This is a genomic window from Streptomyces blastmyceticus (assembly GCF_039521185.1).
GTDB classification, from domain to species: domain Bacteria; phylum Actinomycetota; class Actinomycetes; order Streptomycetales; family Streptomycetaceae; genus Streptomyces; species Streptomyces blastmyceticus.
In genome coordinates this window covers 64966-86054 of record NZ_BAAABW010000002.1, presented here as the reverse complement: position 1 = coordinate 86054, position 21089 = coordinate 64966, and the positions used below count along the sequence as shown (strand labels likewise).

Here is a 21089-nt window from a genome sequence, read left to right as displayed (position 1 = left end):
GGTCACATACGCCCGGGGTGCTTGACCTCGGGCGACGGCGTCTCACCGTACGGCTTGGTGATGAACTCGACCACACACGTGCCGCCCGGGTCCAGGACGTAGACGCCCCGCCCGCCGTAGTGGCGGTTGATCTCGCCCTCGCGGGACATCGCGGGGTCCGCCCAGTACCGCACGCCCCCCTTCTCGATCCGCCCGAAGATGGCGTCGAACTCCTCGTCCGTCACGAGGTACGCGAGGTGGCTGCCGTTGATGGCGTCCGGCGCCACGTGGTCGTCCGCGAAGTCGATGCCCACGCCGTTGGAGCTGGTGATCTGCGTGAACGGGCCCCAGTCGAGCGGAGCTTCGGTGTCCATCAGCTCCGCGACGAACGCGGCGCTCCGCCGGCGGTCCTTGACGTGGACGATGATGTGGTTCAACTCGTTGGCCATGATGGATCCTTCCTTCATGAGGTGACCCTGCGCGCCCTGGCGGGCACGGCGAGCGCTCCGAGGGCCGCGCACGCCGTGAACGCGGCGGCGATCAGCAGGGCCCTGCCGTATCCAGCGGTCAGTGCCTGCTGGATGTCATGGGGGTGGGCGGCCAGTCGGCCGGCCGTGATGTGCGTCGCGACGGTTGCCAGGAGGGCGAGGCCGAGCGCGCCGCCGACCTGGCGGGAGGTGTTGACGAGGCCCGAGGCGAGCCCCGCCTCGGCGCGGTCGGTGCCGCTGGTCGCGGCGACGGTGGCGGGCATCATCGCGAGTCCCGCACCGAAGGTGGCGAGAACGAACGGTGCCACCACATCAGTTGCATAATTCCCGTCGGCCCGGATCCGGGAGAGCCATATGAAGCCCACGGTGCTGAGCGCCATGCCGATGACGAGCAGTGGGCGCGGCCCCGTGCGGGCGATGATCCGGGTGGCGAGCTGCGCGCCCGCGATGATGGCGAGCGAGCCGGGCAGGAAGCACAGGCCCGCCTTGACCGCGCTGTAGCCGAGGATCTGCTGGAAGTAGAGCGACAGCAGGAACCACATCGCGAAGGTGGCCGCGCCCATCCAGATCACGACGAGGTTGGCGGTGGCCAGGCTGCGGCGGCGCAGGATGGCGAGCGGTACGAGCGGATGGGCCACCTTCGACTCGATGGCGAGGAAGGCCAGGAGCAGCAGCACCCCGGCGGCGAGCGGCGCCCACACCGTGGGGGAGCCCCAGCCGTGGGTCTCGGTGGAGATGATCCCGTAGACGAGCGCGGTCAGACCCGCGGTCACGGACACGGCGCCCGGAAGGTCGAGCCGGCGCAGTCCGCCGCCGCGCCCGGAGGCGGTGGCCGGGACGTACACCAGGGCCGCGGCCAGCAGTGCGACGCCGATGGGCACGTTGACGAACAGTACCCAGCGCCAGCCCGCGTACTCGGTGAGCACTCCGCCGATGACCGCACCCGCCGCGCCGCCGGCCGCCATGACGGCGCTCCAGGCGCCCATCGCCCGCGTACGGGCCGCCGGTTCGGTGAACGTCGTCATGATCAGGGTGAGCGTGGCCGGGGCGAGCACCGCGCCGCCTATGCCCTGCACGGCGCGGGCGGCGATCAGCAGCGCGCCGTCGGTCGCGAGGCCGCCCGCGAGGGAGGCCAGGGTGAAGGCGGCGAGGCCGGTGAGGAAGGCGCGCTTGGTGCCGACGAGGTCGGCCGCGCGGCCGCCGAGCAGCAGGAGCCCGGCGAAGCCGAGCGTGTAGGCGTTCACGATCCACTGCTGGCCGGCGCCGCTGAGGTGCAGTTCGGCGCGGATGGAGGGGAGGGCCACGTTCACGATCGACACATCGAGGATGACCATGAACTGGGCCGCGCAGGCGATGAACAGGATCGCGGCGGTGGACCGGGGGCCTCGGGCGGGCGCGCCGGACGCGGGGCCCGTGGGGGCCTCGGCCGGGTGGAGCGCGTCCGGCCGGGCCGGGGTCCTGGTCGTCGGTGCTGATGGGTCGGGCATGGGAAGCCGTCCTCGCAAAGGTTGTCCACATCTCAGAATTAGAGGTGCTCTAAAAATGTAGCACCTCTAATTTTGGTTTCGCGGGGACGTATCCTTGATCCCATGACCACGCACGTCACCGCCGACGCCTCCGCCGCAGCGCCCGCCTGCGCGCCCGCGACCGGGCTGCGCGGCCGCAAGCGGGAGCGCACTCGCCGCGCGATCTCCGAGGCGGCCTTCCGGCTCTTCGCGGAGGAGGGGTTCGACGCCGTCACCCTCACCCGGATCGCTGCCGAGGCGGACGTGGCACCGGCCACGGTCTTCACCCACTTCGCCTCGAAGGAGGACATCTTCTTCGGCCGCCGCGAGGAGTTCGACGCACGGCTGTGGGAAGCGGTGCGGCCCGGTTCGACCGGTGCGGAGCTCCTCGACGGCCTGATCGACGCGTGCGCGGCCGCCTGTGAACTGGCGCTCAGCGACGAGGACTCCATCGCCCAGGGGCGTGTCTTCTCCCGGGTGCTGCTCGGCAGTTCCACCCTCGGCCGCAGCTATCTGCCCTTCATGCAGCGCCGCCAGGAACGGCTCCTGGAGATGCTCGTCGAGCGCGCGGGCCCCCGCATGCGGGCCGAGCCCGGACTCCGCGCGGAGCTGGAGCTCTTCGCGTCCTTCGCCGTCGCCGCCCGGCAGTTGGTGTTCGACGTGCTGCACGTGACGCTCGCGGCGGACGAGCCGCCCGCCCGCGTCCGCGCGGCGGTCCGCGGGACACTCGACCGCGCCGCCGACCGCCTCGGCCGCGCGTACGCGGACTCGGACGTGCTGGACGCGGGGGCTTGAGGGCGGAGCCGCCGGCATCTGCGGGGCATACGGCGCGGCAGTAATTCGCGTGCGGTGACGCGGCGCTGCTGAGACCGTGCGCCGCATGGATGACAACACCGCCCACGAGGCGATCATTCGGCGGGCCGGAGCGCTGGACGCGGCGCAGGTGGCCGAGGTCTGGCTCCGTTCGTACGACGCGGCGCTGCCCACGGTCCGGCGGGCGCACTCCGACGACGAGGTCCGTGACTACTTCCGGGCGGTGGTGATCCCGGAGCGCGAGACCTGGGTGGTGGAGGAGCCGGGCGGGCCGGTCGTCGGCGTGCTGGTCCTCCAGGAGGGCCGCATCGACCAGCTCTACCTGGCGCCGGACCGGCGTGGCCAGGGCCTCGGCGACCGCTTCGTGGCCCTGGCGAAGCGACGCCACCCCACCGGCCTCGACCTCTGGACCTTCCAGGTCAACACCCCCGCCCACCGCTTCTACGAACGCCACGGCTTCACGGAGGCGGAGCGGACGGACGGCAGCGCGAACGAGGAGGGGGAGCCGGACATCCGCTACGTCTGGGACGGGCGGGGCGCGGCAACGCAAAACCGCCCCGGACGATGATCCGTCCGGGGCGGTGAGTGTGCACTCGGCAGGATTCGAACCTGCAACCTCTTGATCCGTAGTCAAGTGCTCTATCCGTTGAGCTACGAGTGCTCGGCGCTTCCGGTGGCCTTCGAGAGGCTGCCGGGTCGGCGTTGCGGGAGCAATATTACCCGAACATTTCCGTGATCCTTCCCGTCCGGTCGGCGGGGCGCCGCGTCCGGCAGGTCACTCCGGTGTGAATTCGTACTGCAGCTCGTACAGGTGCCCGGCCTTGACCATCACGGCGGCCTCGACGGGTCGCTCGTCGTCGCTGTACACGACCCGGAGGGTCCGGAGCACCGGGAGGCTGGTGGGCAGCCGGAGCGCGTTGTACTGCTCCTGGGTGGGCACCCGCGCGGAGACCTTGTCCACGCTGAGCCGGGGCGGGAATCCGAGGCCGGCGAGGAGGGTCGGCGTCCCGCCCCTGATCCTGCGGCGCTCCATGATGGGCGTGCCCTGGGCGATGTCCAGTGGGTAGTAGCACTTCACGAGCTCCACCGGCTCGTCATCGATCAGCAGCACCTGGCGGCGGAGCAGCGCGGTGCCGTTCCCGGGCAGCCCCAAGGCCGCGGAGACGTCTGCGGGAGGTGCGGCTTCCGAGACGCCGAGGAGTCTGCTCCGGGCCCGCCGGCCGTGACCGGCCGCCTCGGTCAGCCAGCGGTACGGTTCGCCCGCCGCCGACGGCGCCATGTACGCGGCCGGTCGCATGGTCCGCTGCCGACGCTCGCGCACGGTGACCGCGGTGCCGGGCCGACCGATGATCAGGCGCTCGTCCTTGAGTAGTTGCAGTGCTTTCTGCACTGTCGCGTTGGAGGCGTCGAACCTGGCCTTGAGCTGCATGGTGGAGGGCAGGTCGGCCCCCGGGGCCAGGTCGCCGCTCATGATTTCGTCACGCAGATCGGCGGCGATCCGCTCGTGCAGGCATCGGCGGTCGGAGGTGCCGGGTTCGGTCATGGGCGGGTTCATCCGATCGTGAGCTCGTACCGCAGGTGCTGGCGGTGCGCGGGCATGGTCATCATGTCGACCTGGAACGGCCGGTCCTGGCTGTCGACGGTGACTCGGGTCAGACGCAGGACCGGCTCGTCCTGCGCGGTCCGAAGCAGCGCACGCTCTTCCGGATTCGGCATCCGCGCGACCACGTCCTCGCGGACCCTCGCGCCCACGTACCCGAGCTCGGCGAGCAGTCGGATCGCACCACCGGGGATCTTGGCCGTCCCGGCAAGACGCGTGCCGCGGGCGATGTCGGCTGGGTAGTAAGTGTCCGTCAACTCATTGGGCTGGTCGTCCAGATACATGATCCGGCGGCGTACGACCACGGCACCTCCCTCGCGCAGTCCGAGCTGAAGTGCGATGTCGGGCGGTGCGGGAACTTCCTCGGCGCGGATGATGCGCTGGGTCCCCTTGCGCCCCTGAGCAGCGGCTTCGGCGCCCCAGGCGTCCGGTCGGGCGGCGTCCGGCGTCAGATACGGCATCGAGCTGCTGACCCACCGGCTGTTGCTCACGATGTCCTCCCACTGGCCGCTGACCTCCACCGTGTTGTCCCACACGGTATGCGACCCCTCGGAGAATGCCACCCTTTCGTGGCATGGCTGCCTTTCGCGAATAGCAGTACGGTCGATCCAGGAGGTGTGAGGGATGACCTACAGGAACGGCGCGTTTGTCGTGGACACCAGGGACGGCCGCATCGCGCAGGTGATCGGCGGCCGCGGGCAACGAGTGAACGTGCGGGAGCCCGGCGGCGGGGGCGAGTGGGAAGTGCCGTTCGGCGCGCTGCGGTTGGCGACCCGGGAGGAGCGGGGCGCGGTGGGGCTGTGGCCCGAGGGGTCACCAGCGCGTTGCGCGGAGTGCGAAGAGTCGAAAGTGGCGCTGAGGGAGGCCCAGGCCAGAGGGGACAGGGCCGACATGGACAACGCCCTCGTCGCGCAGCGCATGCACTGGACGAACGCGCACATGCTCGCAGGGGAGGCGCGATGAACGCGTGCCTGCACCGCACGGGATGGGCGCGGACGCGCGGCGCGGCGCGGTGCGAGGGCTGCGGTGTCGTGCGGTTCACGGACTACGGCGCGCTGCGCCCACCCGGCCTGCCGCAGGCGGTGACCGTCTCACGGGGGAGCGCCCACCGTGCCGACCGCGCGGCCGCGCGACAGCTTCGCCCGCGAACCCGGAACCTTTGCCCAACGGCCAGCCAACGCCCCGCTCCACGCCACTAGCGTCCACCTCATGGAAGCGATCAAGGTGAGAGATCTGGCCGCCGTCCTCCCCGGTGCGTGGCGCTCGCGGGTGCTCGGTGACGTGGACGGGGTGGCCGTCAAAGCGCTGCGGATGGACGGGTTGCCGCTCGAAGAGGAAGCGCACGACTGCGCCGAGGTCCTGTTCGTGGTCGACGGGCGGCTGGAGCTCGACATACGGGGCACGCATCTGACCGTGGGGGCCGGTGAGCTCTGCGTCGTGCCGGCGCACACCCCGCACGCCGTACGGCCCGGCAGCGAGGGCGTGCTGCTGATCGTGGAGGGCTCCCGGTAGGGCGGTTCCGGGGGCGTGTCATCCGTATGCGCACAACCGGCCGGTACGCACGCGGTGAGGTGGTGGGAGGAGGGGCAAGATGTGTTCATGGGGACCTTCGCCGCGCACGATGGTCTGATCGTCGGCCGCTACCGCCTGAGGGAGAAGATCGGGCGCGGTGGCATGGGCACCGTCTGGCGTGCCACCGATGAGCTGCTCGCCCGCGAAGTCGCGGTCAAAGAGCTGCACATGGACGACGGTCGTCCGCTGTCCGGAGCCGCCACCCTTCCCGCGACCGGCGTCGACCGCACCCTGAGAGAAGCCCGTGCGGCCGCGCTGATCAACCATCCGAATGTGGTCGCCCTGCACGACATAGTGATCCAGGAGGGGCGCCCGTGGATCGTGATGGAGCTGATCGAGGGGCGCGCGCTGTCCGATGTCCTGGCGGTGGACGGGCCGGTGGGGGCGCGGGAGGCGGCCCGCATCGGGGCCGCGCTGCTGGGCGCGCTGCGGGCCGCGCACGCCCGGGGCGTCCTGCACCGTGACATCAAGCCGCCGAACGTCCTGCTGGAGGCCGGTACGGGGCGCGTCGTGCTGACGGACTTCGGCATCGCCCGGGTCTCCGGAGCCACGACGATCACGGAGTCCGGCGCATTCGTCGGCTCGCCCGAATACACCGCGCCGGAGCGGATCGCGGGCCGCAGCACCGGACCGGCGTCGGACCTGTGGTCACTGGGAGTGCTGCTCTGCGTGGTGCTCAGCGGTGAATCCCCCTTCCGCCGCGACTCGTTGGGCGGCATCCTGCAGGCCGTCGTCCAGGACGAGATCCGGCCACCGGCCGCGGCCGAACCGCTGCTGCCGGTCGTACGGGGGCTGCTTGAGCGCGACCCCGAGCGCCGGATGGGCGTGGACGAGGCGGAGTGGCTGCTGCTGACCTATCTCGCTTCGGGGCGCATGCCGGAGGCGGCCACCCCCTCCGGGGCCGGCGACCGTACGGCCGGGCGGCCCCGCCGCCGGGGGAGGCTGCGCGCCCGGAGACGCGCACACGACACCCCCGCGAACCCACCGCCCGCCGCCGCGGCCTCGCTCCTGCCTTCGCCGTGCGAGCCTCCGCCCTTCGAGCCCCCGCCCCAAGGCCGCGCCCGGCTCGCCCTGATGACCGGGGTCGCCGTGATGACCCTGGCCGGAATGGGCGCCGGGCTCGCCACCCTGCTGACGGACTCGCACACCACAGGGATGGACGACAAACCCACCCACGTCACAAGCGGCCCGCTGACACCCTCGCCCCGCTCGCCCTCCGAGCCGCCCGCCACCGCAGTCGTCGACGCCCCGGCCGGCTACCGGGCGGTCCAGGACCCCGCGGGGTTCGCCCTCGCCGTCCCGGACGGCTTCACCCGCTCCTTCGAGCCGCCGCGCGTCCTCTTCCGCTCGCCCGGCGGGAAGTTCGTCATCGGCGTCACGATCCAGGACCGGCAGGAGGACGGCCCCATGGGCGCCCTGCGCACCGCCGCCGAGGAGGCCCCCGACCGCTATCCGGGATACCGCGACGCCACGGTCGCGCCGACCGGGCACAAGGACGGCTTCGCCGCCCGCTGGGAGTTCACCTGGAACGAGGATCCGGACGACGACGGGAGCGCTCGGCATATGTACGACGTCTGTTGGGACGAAGGCGACAGGAGGTACGACGTGTGGGTGGCGTCGCCCGCCGACCAGGCCGACGAGGGGCGCCGCTACGCGCAGACGGCGCTCGACACCTTCGTACGCGTCAGGCCCGTATCGGTTCCCTGACGGCCGTCACGGGACGTCGTCCGCGACAGCCGTCGGGAATTTTGTGACGGCCGTCGACGGTCGTCACGGAAGCGACGCAGCCGCCCGTCCCGGTCCGGCGGAAAGTGGTTACTGCCGGGTACCCAAAGTGTGCGAGCCCGCCTACGCTCGCCCTCATGACCGACTCGCGGCATGGCGCAGCAGCAGAGGGAACGGCACAAGCGGCGATACCCGTGGAGGGCGGCAACCCGGTCGCCCCGCCCGGAGCCCGTACCGCCGCGGACGTCGTCACGCCCGAGCTCGTCGCCCGGCTGACCCGGGGGCTGACCGGATCCGGTACGACCGTCAGCCACACGCCGTTCACCGGGCGGAAGCTGGCGGACCTGCCGGAGTCGGGGCCCGAGGACGTGGCGGCCGCGTTCGGGCGGGCGCGCGAGGCGCAGCGGGCGTGGGCGGCCGTGCCCGTACGCGAGCGCGCCGCCGTCCTGCTGCGCTTCCACGACCTCGTGCTGGCCCGCCAGTCGGAGGTGCTGGACCTGATCCAGGTGGAGACCGGCAAGGCCCGCCTGCACGCGCACGAGGAGGTGCAGGCGGTGGCCGTCGCCGCCCGGCACTACGGGCGCAAGGCACCCGCGTATCTGCGGCCCAAGGGGCACACCGGCGTCGTGCCGACGCTCACCAAGGTCACCGAACTGCGCCAGCCGCGCGGCGTCGTCGGCCAGATCTCGCCGTGGAACTACCCCTTCGAGCTGTCCGTCGGCGACGCGCTGCCCGCGCTGGTCGCGGGCAACACCGTGGTCACCAAGCCCGACACCGAGACCGCGCTGACCGCCCTGTGGGCCCGTGAGCTGCTGATCGAGGCGGGGCTGCCCGCGCCCGTCTGGCAGATCGTGCTGGGGGAGGGGCCGGTCGTCGGGCCCGCCGTCGTGGCGCACGCCGATTACGTCTCGTTCACCGGCTCCACCCGCACCGGCCGCGAGGTCGCCGAGGGCGCCGCCGCCCGGCTGGTCGGCTGCTCGCTCGAACTCGGCGGCAAGAACGCCATGCTGGTCCTGCACGACGCCGACGTCGAGAAGGCTGCGGCGGGCGCGGTCCGCGGCTGCTTCTCGTCCGCGGGCCAGCTGTGCATCTCCATCGAGCGGCTGTACGTCCACGAGTCGGTCGCCGACGCCTTCGTGGAGCGCTTCGTGGCCCGCGCGCGCGCGATGCGGCTCGGTACGGGCCTCGCGTACGGCGCCGACATGGGGTCGCTCGTCTCCGGCAGGCAGCTGGAGACCGTGACCCGGCACGTCGAGGAAGCCGTGGCCAAGGGCGCCACCGTCCTCGCGGGCGGCCGCCCCCGGCCCGACATCGGCCCGCTGTTCTACGAACCGACCGTCCTCGAAGGCGTCGAGGCGCCGATGGCGGTCTGCGCGGAGGAGACGTTCGGCCCGGTCGTCTCCGTATACCGCTTCCGTGACGAGGACGAGGCGGTCGCACTGGCCAACGCCACCCCGTACGGGCTGAACGCCTCCGTCTGGACCAGGGACGGGCGGCGCGGCCGCGCGCTCGCCGCCCGGCTGCGGGCGGGCACCGTCAACGTCAACGAGGCGTACGCGGCGGCGTACGGCAGCGCGCAGTCGCCCATGGGCGGCATGGGCGACTCGGGGCTCGGCCGCAGGCACGGCTCCGAGGGCATCCTGAAGTACACCGAGTCCCAGACCGTCGCCCAGCAGCGGATCATGCCGCTCGCACCGTCCTTCGGGATGACGGACGAGAAGTACGCGGAGTTCATGACCCGCAGCCTGCGCGCGCTGAAGGCACTGCGCCTGCGCTGACCGGAAGCTCTCACGGAGGTATTTGGTGCCGGCGTCTGCTCACGAAAAGGACCGCGAGGGCGGCTACGACTACGACGTGATCGTCGTCGGCTCGGGCTTCGGCGGCGCGGTGTCCGCCCTGCGCCTGACCGAGAAGGGCTACCGGGTGGGCGTGCTGGAGGCGGGCCGCCGCTTCACGCGCGACACCCTGCCCAGGAACTCCTGGGACCTGCGCAACTACCTGTGGGCGCCCGCCCTCGGGCTCTACGGCATCCAGCGCATCCATCTGCTCGGCCATGTGATGGTCCTGGCGGGCGCAGGCGTCGGCGGCGGATCGCTCAACTACGCCAACACGCTGTACGTCCCGCCGAAGGCGTTCTTCGACGACCCGCAGTGGGCCGGCATCACCGACTGGCAGGAGGAGCTGAAGCCGTACTACGCACAGGCGCAGCGCATGCTGGGCGTACGGCTCAACCCGACCATGACCCCCTCGGACGTCCATCTGCGGGCGGCGGCCGAGAAGATGGGCGTGGGGGACACCTTCCACCGCGCGCCGGTGGGCGTGTTCTTCGGGGACGGGCAGGACGCCGACGGCGCGGCCCGGGCGCGGCCCGGCGAGGAGGCCGCCGACCCGTACTTCGGGGGCGCGGGACCGGCGCGCAAGGCGTGTGTCGAGTGCGGCGAGTGCATGACCGGCTGCCGGCGCGGCGCGAAGAACACCCTCAACGAGAACTACCTCCACCTCGCCGAACGGGCCGGGGCGGTCATCCACCCGATGACGACGGTCGTCGCCGTCACGGAACACCGGGACGGCGGCTACCGCGTCGTCACCCTCCCCACCGACAAGCGCCGCAAGGCCCGCCCCCGGGCGCTGCGCGCGGAACGGGTGGTGATCGCGGCGGGCACGTACGGCACGCAGACGCTGCTGCACACCATGAAGGACAAGGGGCTGCTGCCCCGCATCCCGGACGGGCTCGGGCGGCTGACCCGTACGAACTCCGAGGCGCTGGTCGGCGCCCAGACCGACGACCGCCGCTACCGCGCGGCCCACGGCGTGCCGGAGGTCGACTTCACCCGGGGCGTCGCGATCACGTCGTCGATCCACCCGAACGCCAACACGCATATCGAGCCAGTCCGTTACGGCAAGGGCTCCAACGCGATGGGCGCGCTTTCGATCCTCCAGGTGCCGGTGGGCACGCGCGCGCCGCGGGCCGTCGCCTTCGCGGCGCACTGCGCGCGGCACCCGGTGCAGCTGCTGCGGTCGCTGTCCAACCACCGCTGGTCCGAGCGCACGATCATCGGGCTCGTCATGCAGTCGCTGGACAACTCCCTGACGACGTACCGGAAGGAGAAGGGCCTCGGCAAGGGACTGCTCACCGCGCGGCAGGGGCACGGCGCGCCCAACCCGACGCAGATCCCCGAGGCGGCGCAGGCCGCGACGCTGATCGCGCGGGAGATCAACGGCTTCGCCGGCAGCAACGTCGGCGAGCTGATGGGCACCCCGCTCACCGCGCACTTCCTGGGCGGCTGCCCGATCGGCGCGGACGCCTCGCAGGGCGTCATCGACCCGTACCACCGGCTGTACGGACACCCGGGGATCTCGGTCGTCGACGGCGCAGCGGTCTCGGCGAACCTCGGCGTCAACCCGTCCCTGACGATCACGGCCCAGGCGGAACGCGCGATGTCCTTCTGGCCCAACAAGGGCGACCCCGACACGCGCCCCGCGCAGGGCACCGCGTACGCGCGCGTGCCGGTGGTGCGCCCACGGCACCCGGCGGTCCCGGAGGGGGCGTTCGCGGCGCTGCGGCTGCCTTAGCCGGGAGCGGGTCAGCGGCCGCGCGCGCACGGCGAAGGGCCCCGGGCCGCCTCCGCGGGGGCGTGCGGGCGGCCACGGGGCCCTTGACTGCCGGCACCGAGGGGCAGGGCGGTCGGTGCCGCGGAGCGGCGCCGGGGGGAGCGCCGCGGGCTTCGGGGTGGTGCGTCGCTTGCTGCGGGTCCTGAGTGCGCCTCGGCGGCGGTCCGTGCGCCGCGGTGGTCGAAGCAGTGGTCGAACCAATGGCGGTACGGAACCGGGGCTTTGGTGTCCCTTGGCATCGTGCGGGATGCGCCGGGCCGAGCGCAACCGTTTCGACCGGATACGGTCGGTTCCAGGCGTCCCCGGAACCGACCGTCCTTCGAGTGGCGGCCGGGCTGCTGTCCCCTGCTGACCGGTCGCCGTGCCACCGGAAGGCGGTCCCACGACGTACGTACGCGTACGTCTCGCATTCCGGTGGATCCGCCCTGTCGTTGCCGGGCGCCCAGGTGAACAGGGACGGAAGCCACATGTGGATCTGGTGGGCCGCTCCTGGCTGGCGCGACACCGGGTCCAACGAAGGCATCAGGGCGCGGTCACGCGTCGTACGAGTGACGAGGGGGTGGTGCGGGAGCGGACCACCGGCTCAGACGCGCCCCCTGCACAGCTCCAGCAGCGTCATGGCCAGCGTCGTGCCCGGCTTGCCCAGCTGATCGCTGTAGTGGGTGAGGATCTCCATCTCGCGCGCCAGGTTCACGCGCCGTCCGCCGGAGGCGATGCGCTCGCGCTGGATCACCGCCGAGACGGCCATCCGCTCCTGCACGAGCCCGATGATCCGGCCGTCCAGGTCGTCGATCCGCCCGCGCGCGTCGGTGATGACGCCCGCGGCCTCGTCGGTACGGGCTCCGGTCTCCGCGACGGTCTGGGTGCTCATGTGTGTTCCTCCAAAAGGGGCGCGGCCCCCCGGAGCGACAAGGTCCGGGAAAACGACAGGCGCCCCGGGCCTTGTCGGCCCGGGGCGCCTGTCGAAGTCGCTTGTCAGTGGCTCAAGCAGCACGACCATGGCAGCCGGACGGGCCGGTTGCCATAGGTAAAGACGTAGGTCAGGTGCTTGCGCATGGCGGACAGTATGGCCCGGGAGAGGCCCCGGGGCCAACGCGGATTCGGATGGTGAGACAAAAGCAAGCATCCGCGCCCCGGTAGAATCGACAAATAGAGACCCCCTCACCGACCGCCGGAAGGCCGCTCCCGTGTCAGCAGCACCCCCCGCCGCCGCCCACGACAACACCGCGGAACCGGTGCTCGTTGTCGACTTCGGTGCGCAGTATGCCCAGCTCATCGCCCGTCGAGTCCGCGAGGCGCGGGTCTACAGCGAGATCGTCCCGTCCACCATGCCGGTGGCGGAGATGCTCGCGAAGAACCCGAAGGCGATCATCCTCTCCGGCGGCCCGTCGTCCGTCTACGAGGAGGGCGCCCCCCGCCTCGACGACGCCCGCGGCCTCTTCGAGGCCGGCGTCCCGGTCTTCGGCATGTGCTACGGCTTCCAGCTGATGGCCACCACCCTCGGCGGCACGGTCGACAACTCCGGCGCGCGTGAGTACGGCCGTACGCCCCTGACCGTGACCAAGCCGGGCTCGACGCTCTTCGAGGGCACCCCGGTCGAGCAGTCGGTGTGGATGTCGCACGGCGACGCCTGCTCGGCCGCCCCCGAGGGCTTCACGGTCACCGCGTCCACGGACGTCGTGCCCGTCGCCGCCTTCGAGAACGACGAGAAGAAGCTCTACGGCGTCCAGTACCACCCCGAGGTCATGCACTCCACGCACGGCCAGCAGGTGCTGGAGCACTTCCTCTACCGCGGCGCCGGGATCGAGCCCAGCTGGACCACCGGCAACGTCATCGAGGAGCAGGTCGCCGCGATCCGCGCCCAGGTCGGCACCAAGCGCGCCATCTGCGGCCTGTCCGGCGGCGTGGACTCCGCCGTCGCCGCCGCCCTCGTCCAGAAGGCCATCGGCGACCAGCTCACCTGCGTCTACGTCGACCACGGCCTGATGCGCAAGGGCGAGACCGAGCAGGTCGAGAAGGACTTCGTCGCCGCGACCGGCGTCCAGCTGAAGGTCGTCGACGCGCAGGAGCGCTTCCTGACCGCCCTCGCCGGCGTCTCCGAGCCGGAGGCCAAGCGCAAGATCATCGGCCGGGAGTTCATCCGCGTCTTCGAGCAGGCCCAGGCCGAGATCGTGGCCGAGGCGGGCGCCGAGGGCGAGGACGTCGCGTTCCTCGTCCAGGGCACGCTCTACCCCGACGTGGTCGAGTCCGGTGGCGGCACCGGCACCGCCAACATCAAGTCCCACCACAACGTGGGCGGCCTCCCCGAGGACCTGGAGTTCGAGCTCGTCGAGCCGCTCCGCCAGCTCTTCAAGGACGAGGTCCGCATGGTCGGCTCCGAGCTCGGCCTGCCGGACGAGATCGTCCAGCGCCAGCCCTTCCCCGGCCCGGGCCTCGGCATCCGCATCGTCGGCGAGGTCACCAAGGAGCGCCTGGACCTGCTCCGCGAGGCCGACGCCATCGCCCGCGAGGAGCTGACCGCCGCCGGTCTCGACCGCGAGATCTGGCAGTGCCCGGTCGTCCTGCTCGCGGACGTCCGCAGCGTCGGCGTCCAGGGCGACGGCCGCACCTACGGCCACCCGATCGTGCTGCGCCCGGTCTCCTCCGAGGACGCCATGACGGCCGACTGGTCGCGCCTGCCGTACGACGTCCTGGGCAAGATCTCCACCCGCATCACCAACGAGGTCGACGACGTCAACCGCGTCGTCCTCGACATCACCAGCAAGCCGCCGGGGACCATCGAGTGGGAGTAGTCCTCCCCTGAGACCTCTTGAGGTCAAACGCCAGTGCCGTCGCTCATTCGTTTGGGCGGCGGCATTGTCATTTGGGGTGGGTACGCTGACCGTACGGCCCAGAATCCCGTTTATGGGAGGACTCATGACCGCTGAACCGCTGCCCGAATCGCTGCCCGGGCCTGCGCAGCCGACCAAACCGCGGTGGCCGATTCCGCCGCCCGGTGGCTGGACCGTGGACCATCTGTTCAGCCTGCCCGACCTCCCGCCGCACACTGAGCTGATCGACGGGAGTCTGGTCTTCGTGAGTCCTCAGCGGGATTTCCATGCGCTGACACTCTTCTTGCTGGAGAGGGGGGTGCGCCAGACGGTGCCCGACAGCCTACGGGTCAAGCGGGAGATGGCTGTGGTGATCAATAGCCATAATGCTCCCGAGCCCGATCTGTCCGTCGTGCGGGCAGAGGCTGTCACCGGTCGCCGCCAGACCCGCTACGACGTGAAGGATGTCGTGCTGGCTGTAGAGGTGGTCTCCCCGGATTCGGAGGCCCGTGACCGGGATACCAAGCCGCGCAAGTACGCCCAAGCCGGCATCCGGCATTTTTGGCGTGTCGAGATGGTGGGCGAGGAGGACCGGCCCGTGGTCTACGTGTACGAGCTCGATCCGGCGACGAAGTCCTATATCGCCACCGGCATTTACCACGACCACCTCAAGCTCACCGTTCCCTTCGACATCGATATCGACCTGTCGGAGATCGATCAGCTGTAGCCGACGGCGGCCTGGCGCACACGGCGGGTGTGATCCCGAGGCGCCAGGACCCTGTTCTCCTCGCGTACCCGGAGGTAGCTTCCGTGGCGTACGGAACCGCGTGCGCATCGTAAGGAGAAGCTCATGTCGCCAAGGCCCGAGCCCGTACCCGCGGATCAGCTCCGGTTCGCGCTGCCGCCCCAGCACGAGAACGTCGAGGACGAGCGGCGGCACCGCAAGGAGCGGCTGGCCGCGGCGCTGCGGCTCTTCGGGCGGTTCGGCTTCGAGGAGGGTGTCGCGGGGCATATCACGGCGCGGGACCCGGAGTTCACGGACTGCTTCTGGGTGAACCCCTTCGGGATGTCCTTCAAGCACATCACCGTCAGCGACCTGATCATGGTCAACCACGACGGGCAGGTCGTGGAGGGGCGTCACCACGTCAACGAGGCGGCGTTCGCGATCCATTCGCAGATCCACCGGGCCCGCCCCGACGTCGTGGCCGCGGCGCACAGCCACTCCACGTACGGGCGCGCGCTGTCCGCCCTCAGGGAGCTGCTGGAGCCGATCACGCAGGACGTCTGCCCCTTCTACCAGGACCACGCCCTCTTCGACGACTACACGGGAGTCGTCGTGGACCTGGAGGAAGGGCGCCGCATCGCGACCGCCCTGGGGCCGCACAAGGCCGTCATCCTGCGCAACCACGGGCTGCTCACGGTCGGGGACTCCGTGGACGCGGCGGCCTGGTGGTTCATCACCATGGAGCGCTCGTGCCAGGTGCAGCTCCTGGCCAAGGCCGCGGGGAAGCCGGTGCACATCGATGCCGCGCACGCCGAGGAGACGCGGGAGAGGCTGGGCAGCGACCTGGCGGCGTGGATCAACTACCAGCCGCTCTACCAGCAGATCACACGGAGCGAGCCGGAGCTGCTGGGCTGAGGGCGGCGCCGGCGGCCGGCGGCCTGACCCCCTCCGACAGGCGGGGGTCGCTCGTTCTTCCGGGCGCCTTTTCGGGGTATTCGCCCTGCTTACGATGGTCGGGAGCCGGGGCGCAGCCGCCTCGGCTCCGCCATGCCTGGAAGCAATGAACCGGTTGGAGAACCATGCGCCTCTCCCGTTCCGTCGGGCTGTCCGCCGCCCTGGCCCTGGCGGGCCTGGCCGTCACCGGCTGCGGTGGTGGCGCAGAGGCCGAGGAGCGGCCCGCCGCGAAGTCCTCCTCGGCGGCACCGTCCTCGCCGGCCCCTTCCGCCACGCCCGTCACGGAGAAGCCCGCTCCGCCCGCCCGGACGCTGACCAACGCGGCCAAGGTCGTACGGCCCGAGATAGCCCCTGCCAACGGCGAGAAGGTCGGCGTCGGCCAGCCCATCGCCCTGGTCTTCAAGCAGCAGAAGGTCCCGAAGGAGCTGCGCGCGGGCATCGAGGGCCGGCTGAAGGTCTCCACCTCGCCGAACGTCCCCGGTGCCTGGCACTGGAACGAGACGAAGGGCGACACCCGCGTCCACTTCCGCCCCGAGAAGTACTGGCCCGCCGGGACCAAGGTCACGCTCGACGCGCGCCTCGCGGGCGTCCAGCTCGCCGACGGCACGGCCGCGGGCGGCGGTGACCGCACGGTCTCCTTCACCGTCGGCGACTCGATGATCAACACCGTGGACCTCAAGGCCCACAGGATGACCGTCGTGCGCAACGGTAAGACGCTGCGCTCCATCCCCATCAGCGGCGGCGACGAGTCGAAGAACTTCCAGACCCGCGACGGCGTCAAGACCATCCTCGCCAAGGAGGGCCGGGTCGTCATGGACTCGCTGTCCATCGGCATCCCGCGCAACCACCCGGACGGGTTCTACGGCTCGTACGACTTCAGCATGCGCGAGACGATCAGCGGCGAGTACGTGCACGCGGCCCCCGACAACGCCGAGTCCTTCGGCAAGGAGAACGTCAGCCACGGCTGCATCGGCATGTCCACCGACGACGCCAAGTGGCTGTACGGGCTGAGCCTCAAGGGCGACGTCGTCCAGGTCACCGGCAGTTCGAAGCCGAAGCCGATGGACAACTTCGGCAACGGCTACGGCGACTGGAACCTCAGCTGGCAGGAGTGGCTGGACGGCAGCGCGCTGGGCGTCCGCACGGGCTGAGAAATCCGCCAGCCTTGTGAGTGAAGCCGATGGGTTGTCCACAGGCGGGTTGTCCACAGGGCTGAACACGCACCGCCTCCCGTACGTATGGTCGGATGACGACAGAGACGGAGAGGCGGCGGACGGTATGACACTCCTGGGTCGCGGGGAGGCGGTGGGCGGCGGCGCGGGCGGCCGGCGGCCCGCCCTGTCCCGGTACGCCCTGCTGCCGCTGAGGATCTTCCTCGGCGTCACCTTCATCTACGCCGGGCTCGACAAGCTCACCGACTCCGCCTTCCTCGCGAGCGGCGGGCCCGGCTCCCTCGGCGAGCTGCTGCGCTCGGTGCGGGACACCAGCGCGGTCCCGGCCCTGGTCGACCTCGCGCTCAAGAGCCCGGTCGGCTTCGGCTACGCCATAGCCCTGGGGGAGCTGGCGGTGGGCATAGGCACCCTCTTCGGCGTGCTCGCCCGCGTCGCGGCGGCGGGCGGTGCCCTGATCTCGCTGAGCCTGTGGCTGACGGTGAGCTGGTCCTCCACGCCCTACTACTACGGCAACGACCTCGCCTATCTGATGGCCTGGCTGCCCCTGATACTCGCGGGCGCGCCGTATCTGTCGCTGGACGCGATATGGTCCCGCGGCCGCCGGGGCCATGCGCGGCGGGGCAGGCTCTTCGGCTGACCCACCACCGCGCGGGAGGCCGCAGGCTCTGTCGCCCCGGCGGCCTCAGCGCAGGGCCCGGTCCACGGGCTCGGCCGCGTCGCCGCCGCGGGTCCGGTGCCGGCGCACCGCGAAGGCGAGGGAGGAGACCAGCCCGGCCACGCAGAAGCCGATGCCCAGGGCGGGCAGCACGGCGTAGGAGGGGAAGCGCCAGGTGCCGTGGGCCATGGCGAGATAGGCGAAGCAGCCGCCCAGCAGCACCAGTCCGACGACGAGCTTGCCCGGCTCGAATTCATGCCGCCGCACGGTCCACCTCCACCTGGCCGATGCCGACCTTCAACCGGATCTCCAAGGTGCCGCGCGAGGACTGCCCGACGCGTGGCTCCAATGTCAGATGCTGCTTCTGGCCCGGCCTGATGTCGACGTCGTCGCGGCCCTCGCCGGGCATCCGGATGTCACCGACGCCCACGTCGACGGTCAGCTTCGTCGTCACGTCCTCCGGGACCACCAGCCTGAGCTGCCCCGCGCCGACCTCGGCGGCCGTACGGACCGGGGTGTCCTTCGGCCACTGAAGTCCCGTCAGATCGAGCACGCCCACGCCACTGCCCACCTTGTAGGTGCCCTGCACGGCGCTCGCGCTCGCCGGGTGCCAGGTCGACCGCCTCCATTCGGTGGTGACCGACTTGGGCAGCGCGGCCGCGCCCGCCAGCAGCGCCGCCGTCAGTACGGCCATGACGACCGTGCCGCCGCCCGTGCGCCCGTACAGCGAGCTGATCGCGATGCCGAGGCCGTAGACCCCCAGAGCGCAGGCCAGGCCGATCTCCAGGCTGGTGCCCAGCGGCTGGTGGTGCCAGGACAGGCCGGTGCCGAGCGCGAAGAGGAGGCAGGCAAGCAGGAACGTCCAGCCGCCGAGCGGGCGGGGGCGGCGGACCGGGCGGGACCGGGTGCGCTTGGCGGTCTCCTTGTCGTACGGACCGTCGTCCGGGCCCCACAGATAGCCGGTCTCCGCGCCCATGGGGCCGGTGGTGCCGTCCTTGACGATCGGGTCGCGCCACCACGACGGGGTGCCCGGGGCGGGCGGCGCCTTGGTCTCCGGAGGGGCCTCCACGGTCTTCTGCGGCTTCTGGGCCTTCTGATGCGGTTTCTGGTCGGTGGCGGCCGTCTCCTCGGCGGCCTCCGGCCGGTGGCGGTGGATCGACCAGTAGGCCGCCCCGGCCATGGCGAGCGTCAGCATCAGCGAGAACGACATCACCGCGCTGTTGTTGAGCATGGAGAGGAACAGGCCGCAGCCCACCAGCGCGCACAGCACGGCGGTCAGGGCCGGGCCCTCGACCCGCCCGGACAGCAGCCGCTTGCCCTCGTTCTCCTCGTCGCCCTCCAGAGGGATCAGCAGCCAGGCGAAGCCGTAGACGATCAGGCCCAGGCCGCCCGTGGCCGCGAGCACGCCCAGCACCACCCGGAAGATGACGGGGTCGAGGTCGAAGCAGCGGCCGAGACCGCCGCACACGCCCGCGACCACCTTGTGCTCACGGCTGCGCCGCAGCGGTGGCCGGACATCCGGCGAGAAGCCGTGAACCGCGCCCGCCTGCTGCGCGTCCTCGGTGGTGGGTGTGTCGGTCATACAGAACATGGTGTCAACCGGAACGCGCTTTCGGCACACCTCACAACCCTGGCCGTTCCCTGAGATCACCCCTGAGACGGTGCCCGATATCGTGGCGCATCGAACACTTACGGGGGAACCGGAGGGGTGCACGGTGTCTGAGTCAGTGTCCGAGCCCGCGGCGGCGGGGCCGGGGTCGGACCGCGGCCGGCTGGTCGCCGGCCGCTACCGGCTGCTCGAGCGGATAGGCCGGGGCGGCATGGGCACCGTCTGGCGCGCCGAGGACTCGCTGCTGGACCGTCAGGTCGCCCTCAAACAGCTGCACGTCTCGCCCTATCTGGACGAGGACGAGCTCGCCACGCTCTACGAGCGCACCCGGCGCGAGGCCCGCAGCGCCGCCCGGATCAACCACCCCAATGTGGTCGTCGTCCACGACGTGGTCGAGGACCGGGGCCTGCCCTGCATCGTCATGGAGTACGTGCCGTCGACGACGCTCGGCGACGTCCTCAAGGACGGCACGATCACCCCGGACGAGGCCGCCCGGATCGGCCGCGGCATGATCGCCGCCCTGCGCGCGGCCCACGCGGCCGGGGTGCTGCACCGCGACGTCAAGCCCGGCAACGTCCTGCTCGGCGACGACGGGCGGGTCGTGCTGACCGACTTCGGCATCGCGCACTCCACCGGCACCTCGACGCTCACCAAGACCGGCGAGATGGTCGGTTCGATCGACTACATCGCGCCCGAGCGGGTCAAGGGCGCCAAGCCCGGTCCGGCCTCAGACCTGTGGGCGCTGGGCGCCACGCTGTACCAGGCGCTGGAGGGCCGCCCGCCGTTCCGCAAGGACACCGCCGTCGAGACGGCCTACGCCATCGCCATGGACCCGCTGCCGCCGCCGCGCCACGCGGGACCGCTCACCAGGCTGATCGAGGCGCTGCTGGCCAAGGACCCGGCGATCCGGCCCCCGGCCGAGCTGGCCGAGCAGATCCTGCGCGAGCCCGCCGCCGAGTCGGAGACGGCGGCGCACCCGACGGTGTCGGAGGCGGCTTCGCCCGCCCGCGAGGAGGAGCGGACGCCCGGGACCCGTACGGACACGCAGGTGCGCACCGACGGCGCCGGTGCCGCGCACGGCGGCCGACGCGCCGCGAGCGAGGCGGCGACGGAGGTCAGGACGGAGCCCGCCCCCGTCGCCCCGCCCACGGACGGCGGCAGCGGGGCCCGCAAGGGGCGCGCGCTCCTGTGGAGCGCGGTGGCCGTGGTCGCGGCCGCGGGGATCGCGGGCGGCCTGTACTTCGCGCTCCAGGACGGTGGCGGGTCCTCCGAGGAGACCGTCGCCCAGAAGGAGCCCGGCAAGGAGGCCGCGTCCGGCGGGCCCCGGCCGTCGGCGCCCCCGAGCCCCTCCGCGCCCTTCTCACCGGCTCCCGTGCCACCCGGCTACCGCCTGGTGGAGGAGAAGAAGCTCGGCGTGTCCTTCCCCGTCCCCAACGGCTGGACCCGGCAGGAGAAGTCGGCGGTGGAGGTCGACTACATCGACCCCACTGGCCGGGTCGACCTCAAGGTCAACGTGCTCGACTTCGCGGGACCCGACCACCTCCAGCACTGGAAGGACGTCGAGGGCCAGCTCAAGACGGAGCTCAGCGGCTACAGGCTCAAGCGCATGCAGCGCACGCTCTTCCGCGACGAGCCAGCGGCGGTCTGGGAGTTCACGTTCAAGGGCCGGGCGCGCGACTACCGCGCGATCGACCTCGGATTCGGGCGGGAGGGCGGCAAGGAGTACGCCATCTACCTCTCGGCCCCGGCGGCCGAATGGGACCGCCACCTGCCGGTCTTCGACGCGGTGAGCGAGGGCTTCAGACCCAGGCGGTAGTCCGACCCCGGGTCTTGTCAGGGTCGACCCTGATGCCCCCTGCCGCCCCCGCGTG

The 21089-nt window shown here is 71.6% G+C and carries 21 protein-coding genes and 1 tRNA gene; 14 read left to right on the top strand and 8 right to left on the bottom strand.

All coding sequences use genetic code 11. The features are described from left to right. Window positions 1-2 precede the first annotated feature (2 nt). Window positions 3-428, bottom strand: coding sequence for a VOC family protein (locus ABD269_RS02465; RefSeq protein ID WP_301893015.1), 426 nt, complete (start codon window positions 426-428; stop codon window positions 3-5). A gap of 14 nt (window positions 429-442) precedes the next feature. Continuing rightward, entirely contained in the window at window positions 443-1954 is a 1512-nt protein-coding gene (locus tag ABD269_RS02460) for an MFS transporter (protein ID WP_344115554.1), read from the bottom strand. A 102-nt stretch (window positions 1955-2056) separates the two neighbouring features. Here ABD269_RS02460 and ABD269_RS02455 point away from each other — a divergent pair, with 102 nt between their 5' ends. Both ABD269_RS02455 and ABD269_RS02450 read left to right on the top strand, forming a co-directional pair. Beyond that, window positions 2057-2767 carry a TetR/AcrR family transcriptional regulator gene (locus ABD269_RS02455; RefSeq protein ID WP_344115552.1) on the top strand — a complete coding sequence of 237 codons (711 nt, stop codon included), beginning with the start codon at window positions 2057-2059 and terminating at the stop codon, window positions 2765-2767. An 85-nt stretch (window positions 2768-2852) separates the two neighbouring features. Next, window positions 2853-3353, top strand: a complete 501-nt coding sequence (locus ABD269_RS02450; RefSeq protein WP_344115550.1) for a GNAT family N-acetyltransferase — start codon at window positions 2853-2855, stop codon at window positions 3351-3353. Window positions 3354-3373: 20 nt separating this feature from the next. On the opposite strand, the gene ABD269_RS02445 is transcribed toward ABD269_RS02450, so the two are convergent. The 3 genes from ABD269_RS02445 to ABD269_RS02435 form a co-directional block, all read right to left on the bottom strand. Continuing rightward, window positions 3374-3446, bottom strand: a tRNA-Arg gene (locus ABD269_RS02445). A gap of 114 nt (window positions 3447-3560) precedes the next feature. Further along, the gene (locus ABD269_RS02440; RefSeq protein ID WP_344115548.1) at window positions 3561-4328 is read right to left on the bottom strand and encodes a GntR family transcriptional regulator; all 768 of its coding nucleotides are present in this window, start codon (window positions 4326-4328) and stop codon (window positions 3561-3563) included. 8 nt (window positions 4329-4336) lie between these two features. Beyond that, entirely contained in the window at window positions 4337-4876 is a 540-nt protein-coding gene (locus ABD269_RS02435) for a GntR family transcriptional regulator (RefSeq protein WP_344116019.1), read from the bottom strand. Between the two features lie 133 nt (window positions 4877-5009). Between ABD269_RS02435 and ABD269_RS02430 the strand changes: the two genes are divergently transcribed. The 6 genes from ABD269_RS02430 (at window position 5010) to ABD269_RS02410 (ending at window position 11255) form a co-directional block, all read left to right on the top strand. Then, entirely contained in the window at window positions 5010-5348 is a 339-nt protein-coding gene (locus ABD269_RS02430; protein ID WP_301893008.1) for a hypothetical protein, read from the top strand. Then, window positions 5345-5584: a DUF6255 family natural product biosynthesis protein gene (locus ABD269_RS35290; protein ID WP_425572810.1), complete on the top strand. Its 240-nt coding sequence runs from the start codon at window positions 5345-5347 to the stop codon at window positions 5582-5584. The genes ABD269_RS02430 and ABD269_RS35290 overlap by 4 nt, the downstream gene beginning before the upstream one ends. A gap of 10 nt (window positions 5585-5594) precedes the next feature. Beyond that, entirely contained in the window at window positions 5595-5897 is a 303-nt protein-coding gene (locus ABD269_RS02425) for a cupin domain-containing protein (RefSeq protein WP_301893006.1), read from the top strand. Between the two features lie 87 nt (window positions 5898-5984). Then, complete coding sequence (locus ABD269_RS02420) at window positions 5985-7664, top strand: serine/threonine-protein kinase (RefSeq protein ID WP_344115545.1); 1680 nt, start codon at window positions 5985-5987, stop codon at window positions 7662-7664. 155 nt (window positions 7665-7819) lie between these two features. Then, entirely contained in the window at window positions 7820-9460 is a 1641-nt protein-coding gene (locus tag ABD269_RS02415; protein WP_344115543.1) for a succinic semialdehyde dehydrogenase, read from the top strand. A gap of 25 nt (window positions 9461-9485) precedes the next feature. Further along, window positions 9486-11255: an FAD-dependent oxidoreductase gene (locus ABD269_RS02410; protein WP_344115541.1), complete on the top strand. Its 1770-nt coding sequence runs from the start codon at window positions 9486-9488 to the stop codon at window positions 11253-11255. Between the two features lie 622 nt (window positions 11256-11877). On the opposite strand, the gene ABD269_RS02405 is transcribed toward ABD269_RS02410, so the two are convergent. Further along, window positions 11878-12165, bottom strand: a complete 288-nt coding sequence (locus tag ABD269_RS02405; RefSeq protein WP_116213456.1) for a chorismate mutase — start codon at window positions 12163-12165, stop codon at window positions 11878-11880. A 316-nt stretch (window positions 12166-12481) separates the two neighbouring features. Here ABD269_RS02405 and guaA point away from each other — a divergent pair, with 316 nt between their 5' ends. The 5 genes from guaA to ABD269_RS02380 all read left to right on the top strand — a co-directional run bounded on the left by guaA (window position 12482) and on the right by ABD269_RS02380 (window position 17591). Continuing rightward, window positions 12482-14086 carry a glutamine-hydrolyzing GMP synthase gene (guaA, locus tag ABD269_RS02400; RefSeq protein WP_344115537.1) on the top strand — a complete coding sequence of 535 codons (1605 nt, stop codon included), beginning with the start codon at window positions 12482-12484 and terminating at the stop codon, window positions 14084-14086. A gap of 124 nt (window positions 14087-14210) precedes the next feature. Continuing rightward, window positions 14211-14831 carry a Uma2 family endonuclease gene (locus ABD269_RS02395; protein WP_344115535.1) on the top strand — a complete coding sequence of 207 codons (621 nt, stop codon included), beginning with the start codon at window positions 14211-14213 and terminating at the stop codon, window positions 14829-14831. Window positions 14832-14954: 123 nt separating this feature from the next. Continuing rightward, complete coding sequence (locus tag ABD269_RS02390) at window positions 14955-15743, top strand: class II aldolase/adducin family protein (protein WP_344115534.1); 789 nt, start codon at window positions 14955-14957, stop codon at window positions 15741-15743. 164 nt (window positions 15744-15907) lie between these two features. Next, window positions 15908-16933: a L,D-transpeptidase gene (locus ABD269_RS02385; protein ID WP_344115533.1), complete on the top strand. Its 1026-nt coding sequence runs from the start codon at window positions 15908-15910 to the stop codon at window positions 16931-16933. A 127-nt stretch (window positions 16934-17060) separates the two neighbouring features. Then, window positions 17061-17591, top strand: a complete 531-nt coding sequence (locus tag ABD269_RS02380; RefSeq protein ID WP_344115531.1) for a DoxX family protein — start codon at window positions 17061-17063, stop codon at window positions 17589-17591. 45 nt (window positions 17592-17636) lie between these two features. Here the strand turns inward: ABD269_RS02380 and ABD269_RS02375 are convergent, their stop codons facing one another. Both ABD269_RS02375 and ABD269_RS02370 read right to left on the bottom strand, forming a co-directional pair. Further along, on the bottom strand, window positions 17637-17876 hold the full coding sequence (locus ABD269_RS02375; protein WP_344115529.1) for a hypothetical protein: 240 nt from the start codon (window positions 17874-17876) through the stop codon (window positions 17637-17639). After that, window positions 17863-19191: a PspC domain-containing protein gene (locus ABD269_RS02370; protein ID WP_344115527.1), complete on the bottom strand. Its 1329-nt coding sequence runs from the start codon at window positions 19189-19191 to the stop codon at window positions 17863-17865. The genes ABD269_RS02375 and ABD269_RS02370 overlap by 14 nt, the downstream gene beginning before the upstream one ends. 238 nt (window positions 19192-19429) lie before the next feature. Here ABD269_RS02370 and ABD269_RS02365 point away from each other — a divergent pair, with 238 nt between their 5' ends. Then, the gene (locus ABD269_RS02365) at window positions 19430-21034 is read left to right on the top strand and encodes a protein kinase domain-containing protein (RefSeq protein WP_425572818.1); all 1605 of its coding nucleotides are present in this window, start codon (window positions 19430-19432) and stop codon (window positions 21032-21034) included. The last annotated feature ends 55 nt before the right edge of the window (window positions 21035-21089 follow it).

Coding starts and splice junctions, on each gene's coding strand:
- ABD269_RS02465 (WP_301893015.1), bottom strand. CDS start 428: ATGGCCAACGAGTTGAACCACATCATCGTCCACGTCAAGGACCGCCGG.
- ABD269_RS02365 (WP_425572818.1), top strand. CDS start 19,430: ATGGGCACCGTCTGGCGCGCCGAGGACTCGCTGCTGGACCGTCAGGTC.
- ABD269_RS02430 (WP_301893008.1), top strand. CDS start 5,010: ATGACCTACAGGAACGGCGCGTTTGTCGTGGACACCAGGGACGGCCGC.
- ABD269_RS02370 (WP_344115527.1), bottom strand. CDS start 19,191: ATGACCGACACACCCACCACCGAGGACGCGCAGCAGGCGGGCGCGGTT.
- ABD269_RS02405 (WP_116213456.1), bottom strand. CDS start 12,165: ATGAGCACCCAGACCGTCGCGGAGACCGGAGCCCGTACCGACGAGGCC.
- ABD269_RS02440 (WP_344115548.1), bottom strand. CDS start 4,328: ATGACCGAACCCGGCACCTCCGACCGCCGATGCCTGCACGAGCGGATC.
- ABD269_RS02395 (WP_344115535.1), top strand. CDS start 14,211: ATGACCGCTGAACCGCTGCCCGAATCGCTGCCCGGGCCTGCGCAGCCG.
- ABD269_RS02380 (WP_344115531.1), top strand. CDS start 17,061: ATGACACTCCTGGGTCGCGGGGAGGCGGTGGGCGGCGGCGCGGGCGGC.
- ABD269_RS02390 (WP_344115534.1), top strand. CDS start 14,955: ATGTCGCCAAGGCCCGAGCCCGTACCCGCGGATCAGCTCCGGTTCGCG.
- ABD269_RS02385 (WP_344115533.1), top strand. CDS start 15,908: ATGCGCCTCTCCCGTTCCGTCGGGCTGTCCGCCGCCCTGGCCCTGGCG.
- ABD269_RS02455 (WP_344115552.1), top strand. CDS start 2,057: ATGACCACGCACGTCACCGCCGACGCCTCCGCCGCAGCGCCCGCCTGC.
- ABD269_RS02450 (WP_344115550.1), top strand. CDS start 2,853: ATGGATGACAACACCGCCCACGAGGCGATCATTCGGCGGGCCGGAGCG.
- ABD269_RS02425 (WP_301893006.1), top strand. CDS start 5,595: ATGGAAGCGATCAAGGTGAGAGATCTGGCCGCCGTCCTCCCCGGTGCG.
- ABD269_RS02415 (WP_344115543.1), top strand. CDS start 7,820: ATGACCGACTCGCGGCATGGCGCAGCAGCAGAGGGAACGGCACAAGCG.
- ABD269_RS02460 (WP_344115554.1), bottom strand. CDS start 1,954: ATGCCCGACCCATCAGCACCGACGACCAGGACCCCGGCCCGGCCGGAC.
- ABD269_RS02420 (WP_344115545.1), top strand. CDS start 5,985: ATGGGGACCTTCGCCGCGCACGATGGTCTGATCGTCGGCCGCTACCGC.
- ABD269_RS35290 (WP_425572810.1), top strand. CDS start 5,345: ATGAACGCGTGCCTGCACCGCACGGGATGGGCGCGGACGCGCGGCGCG.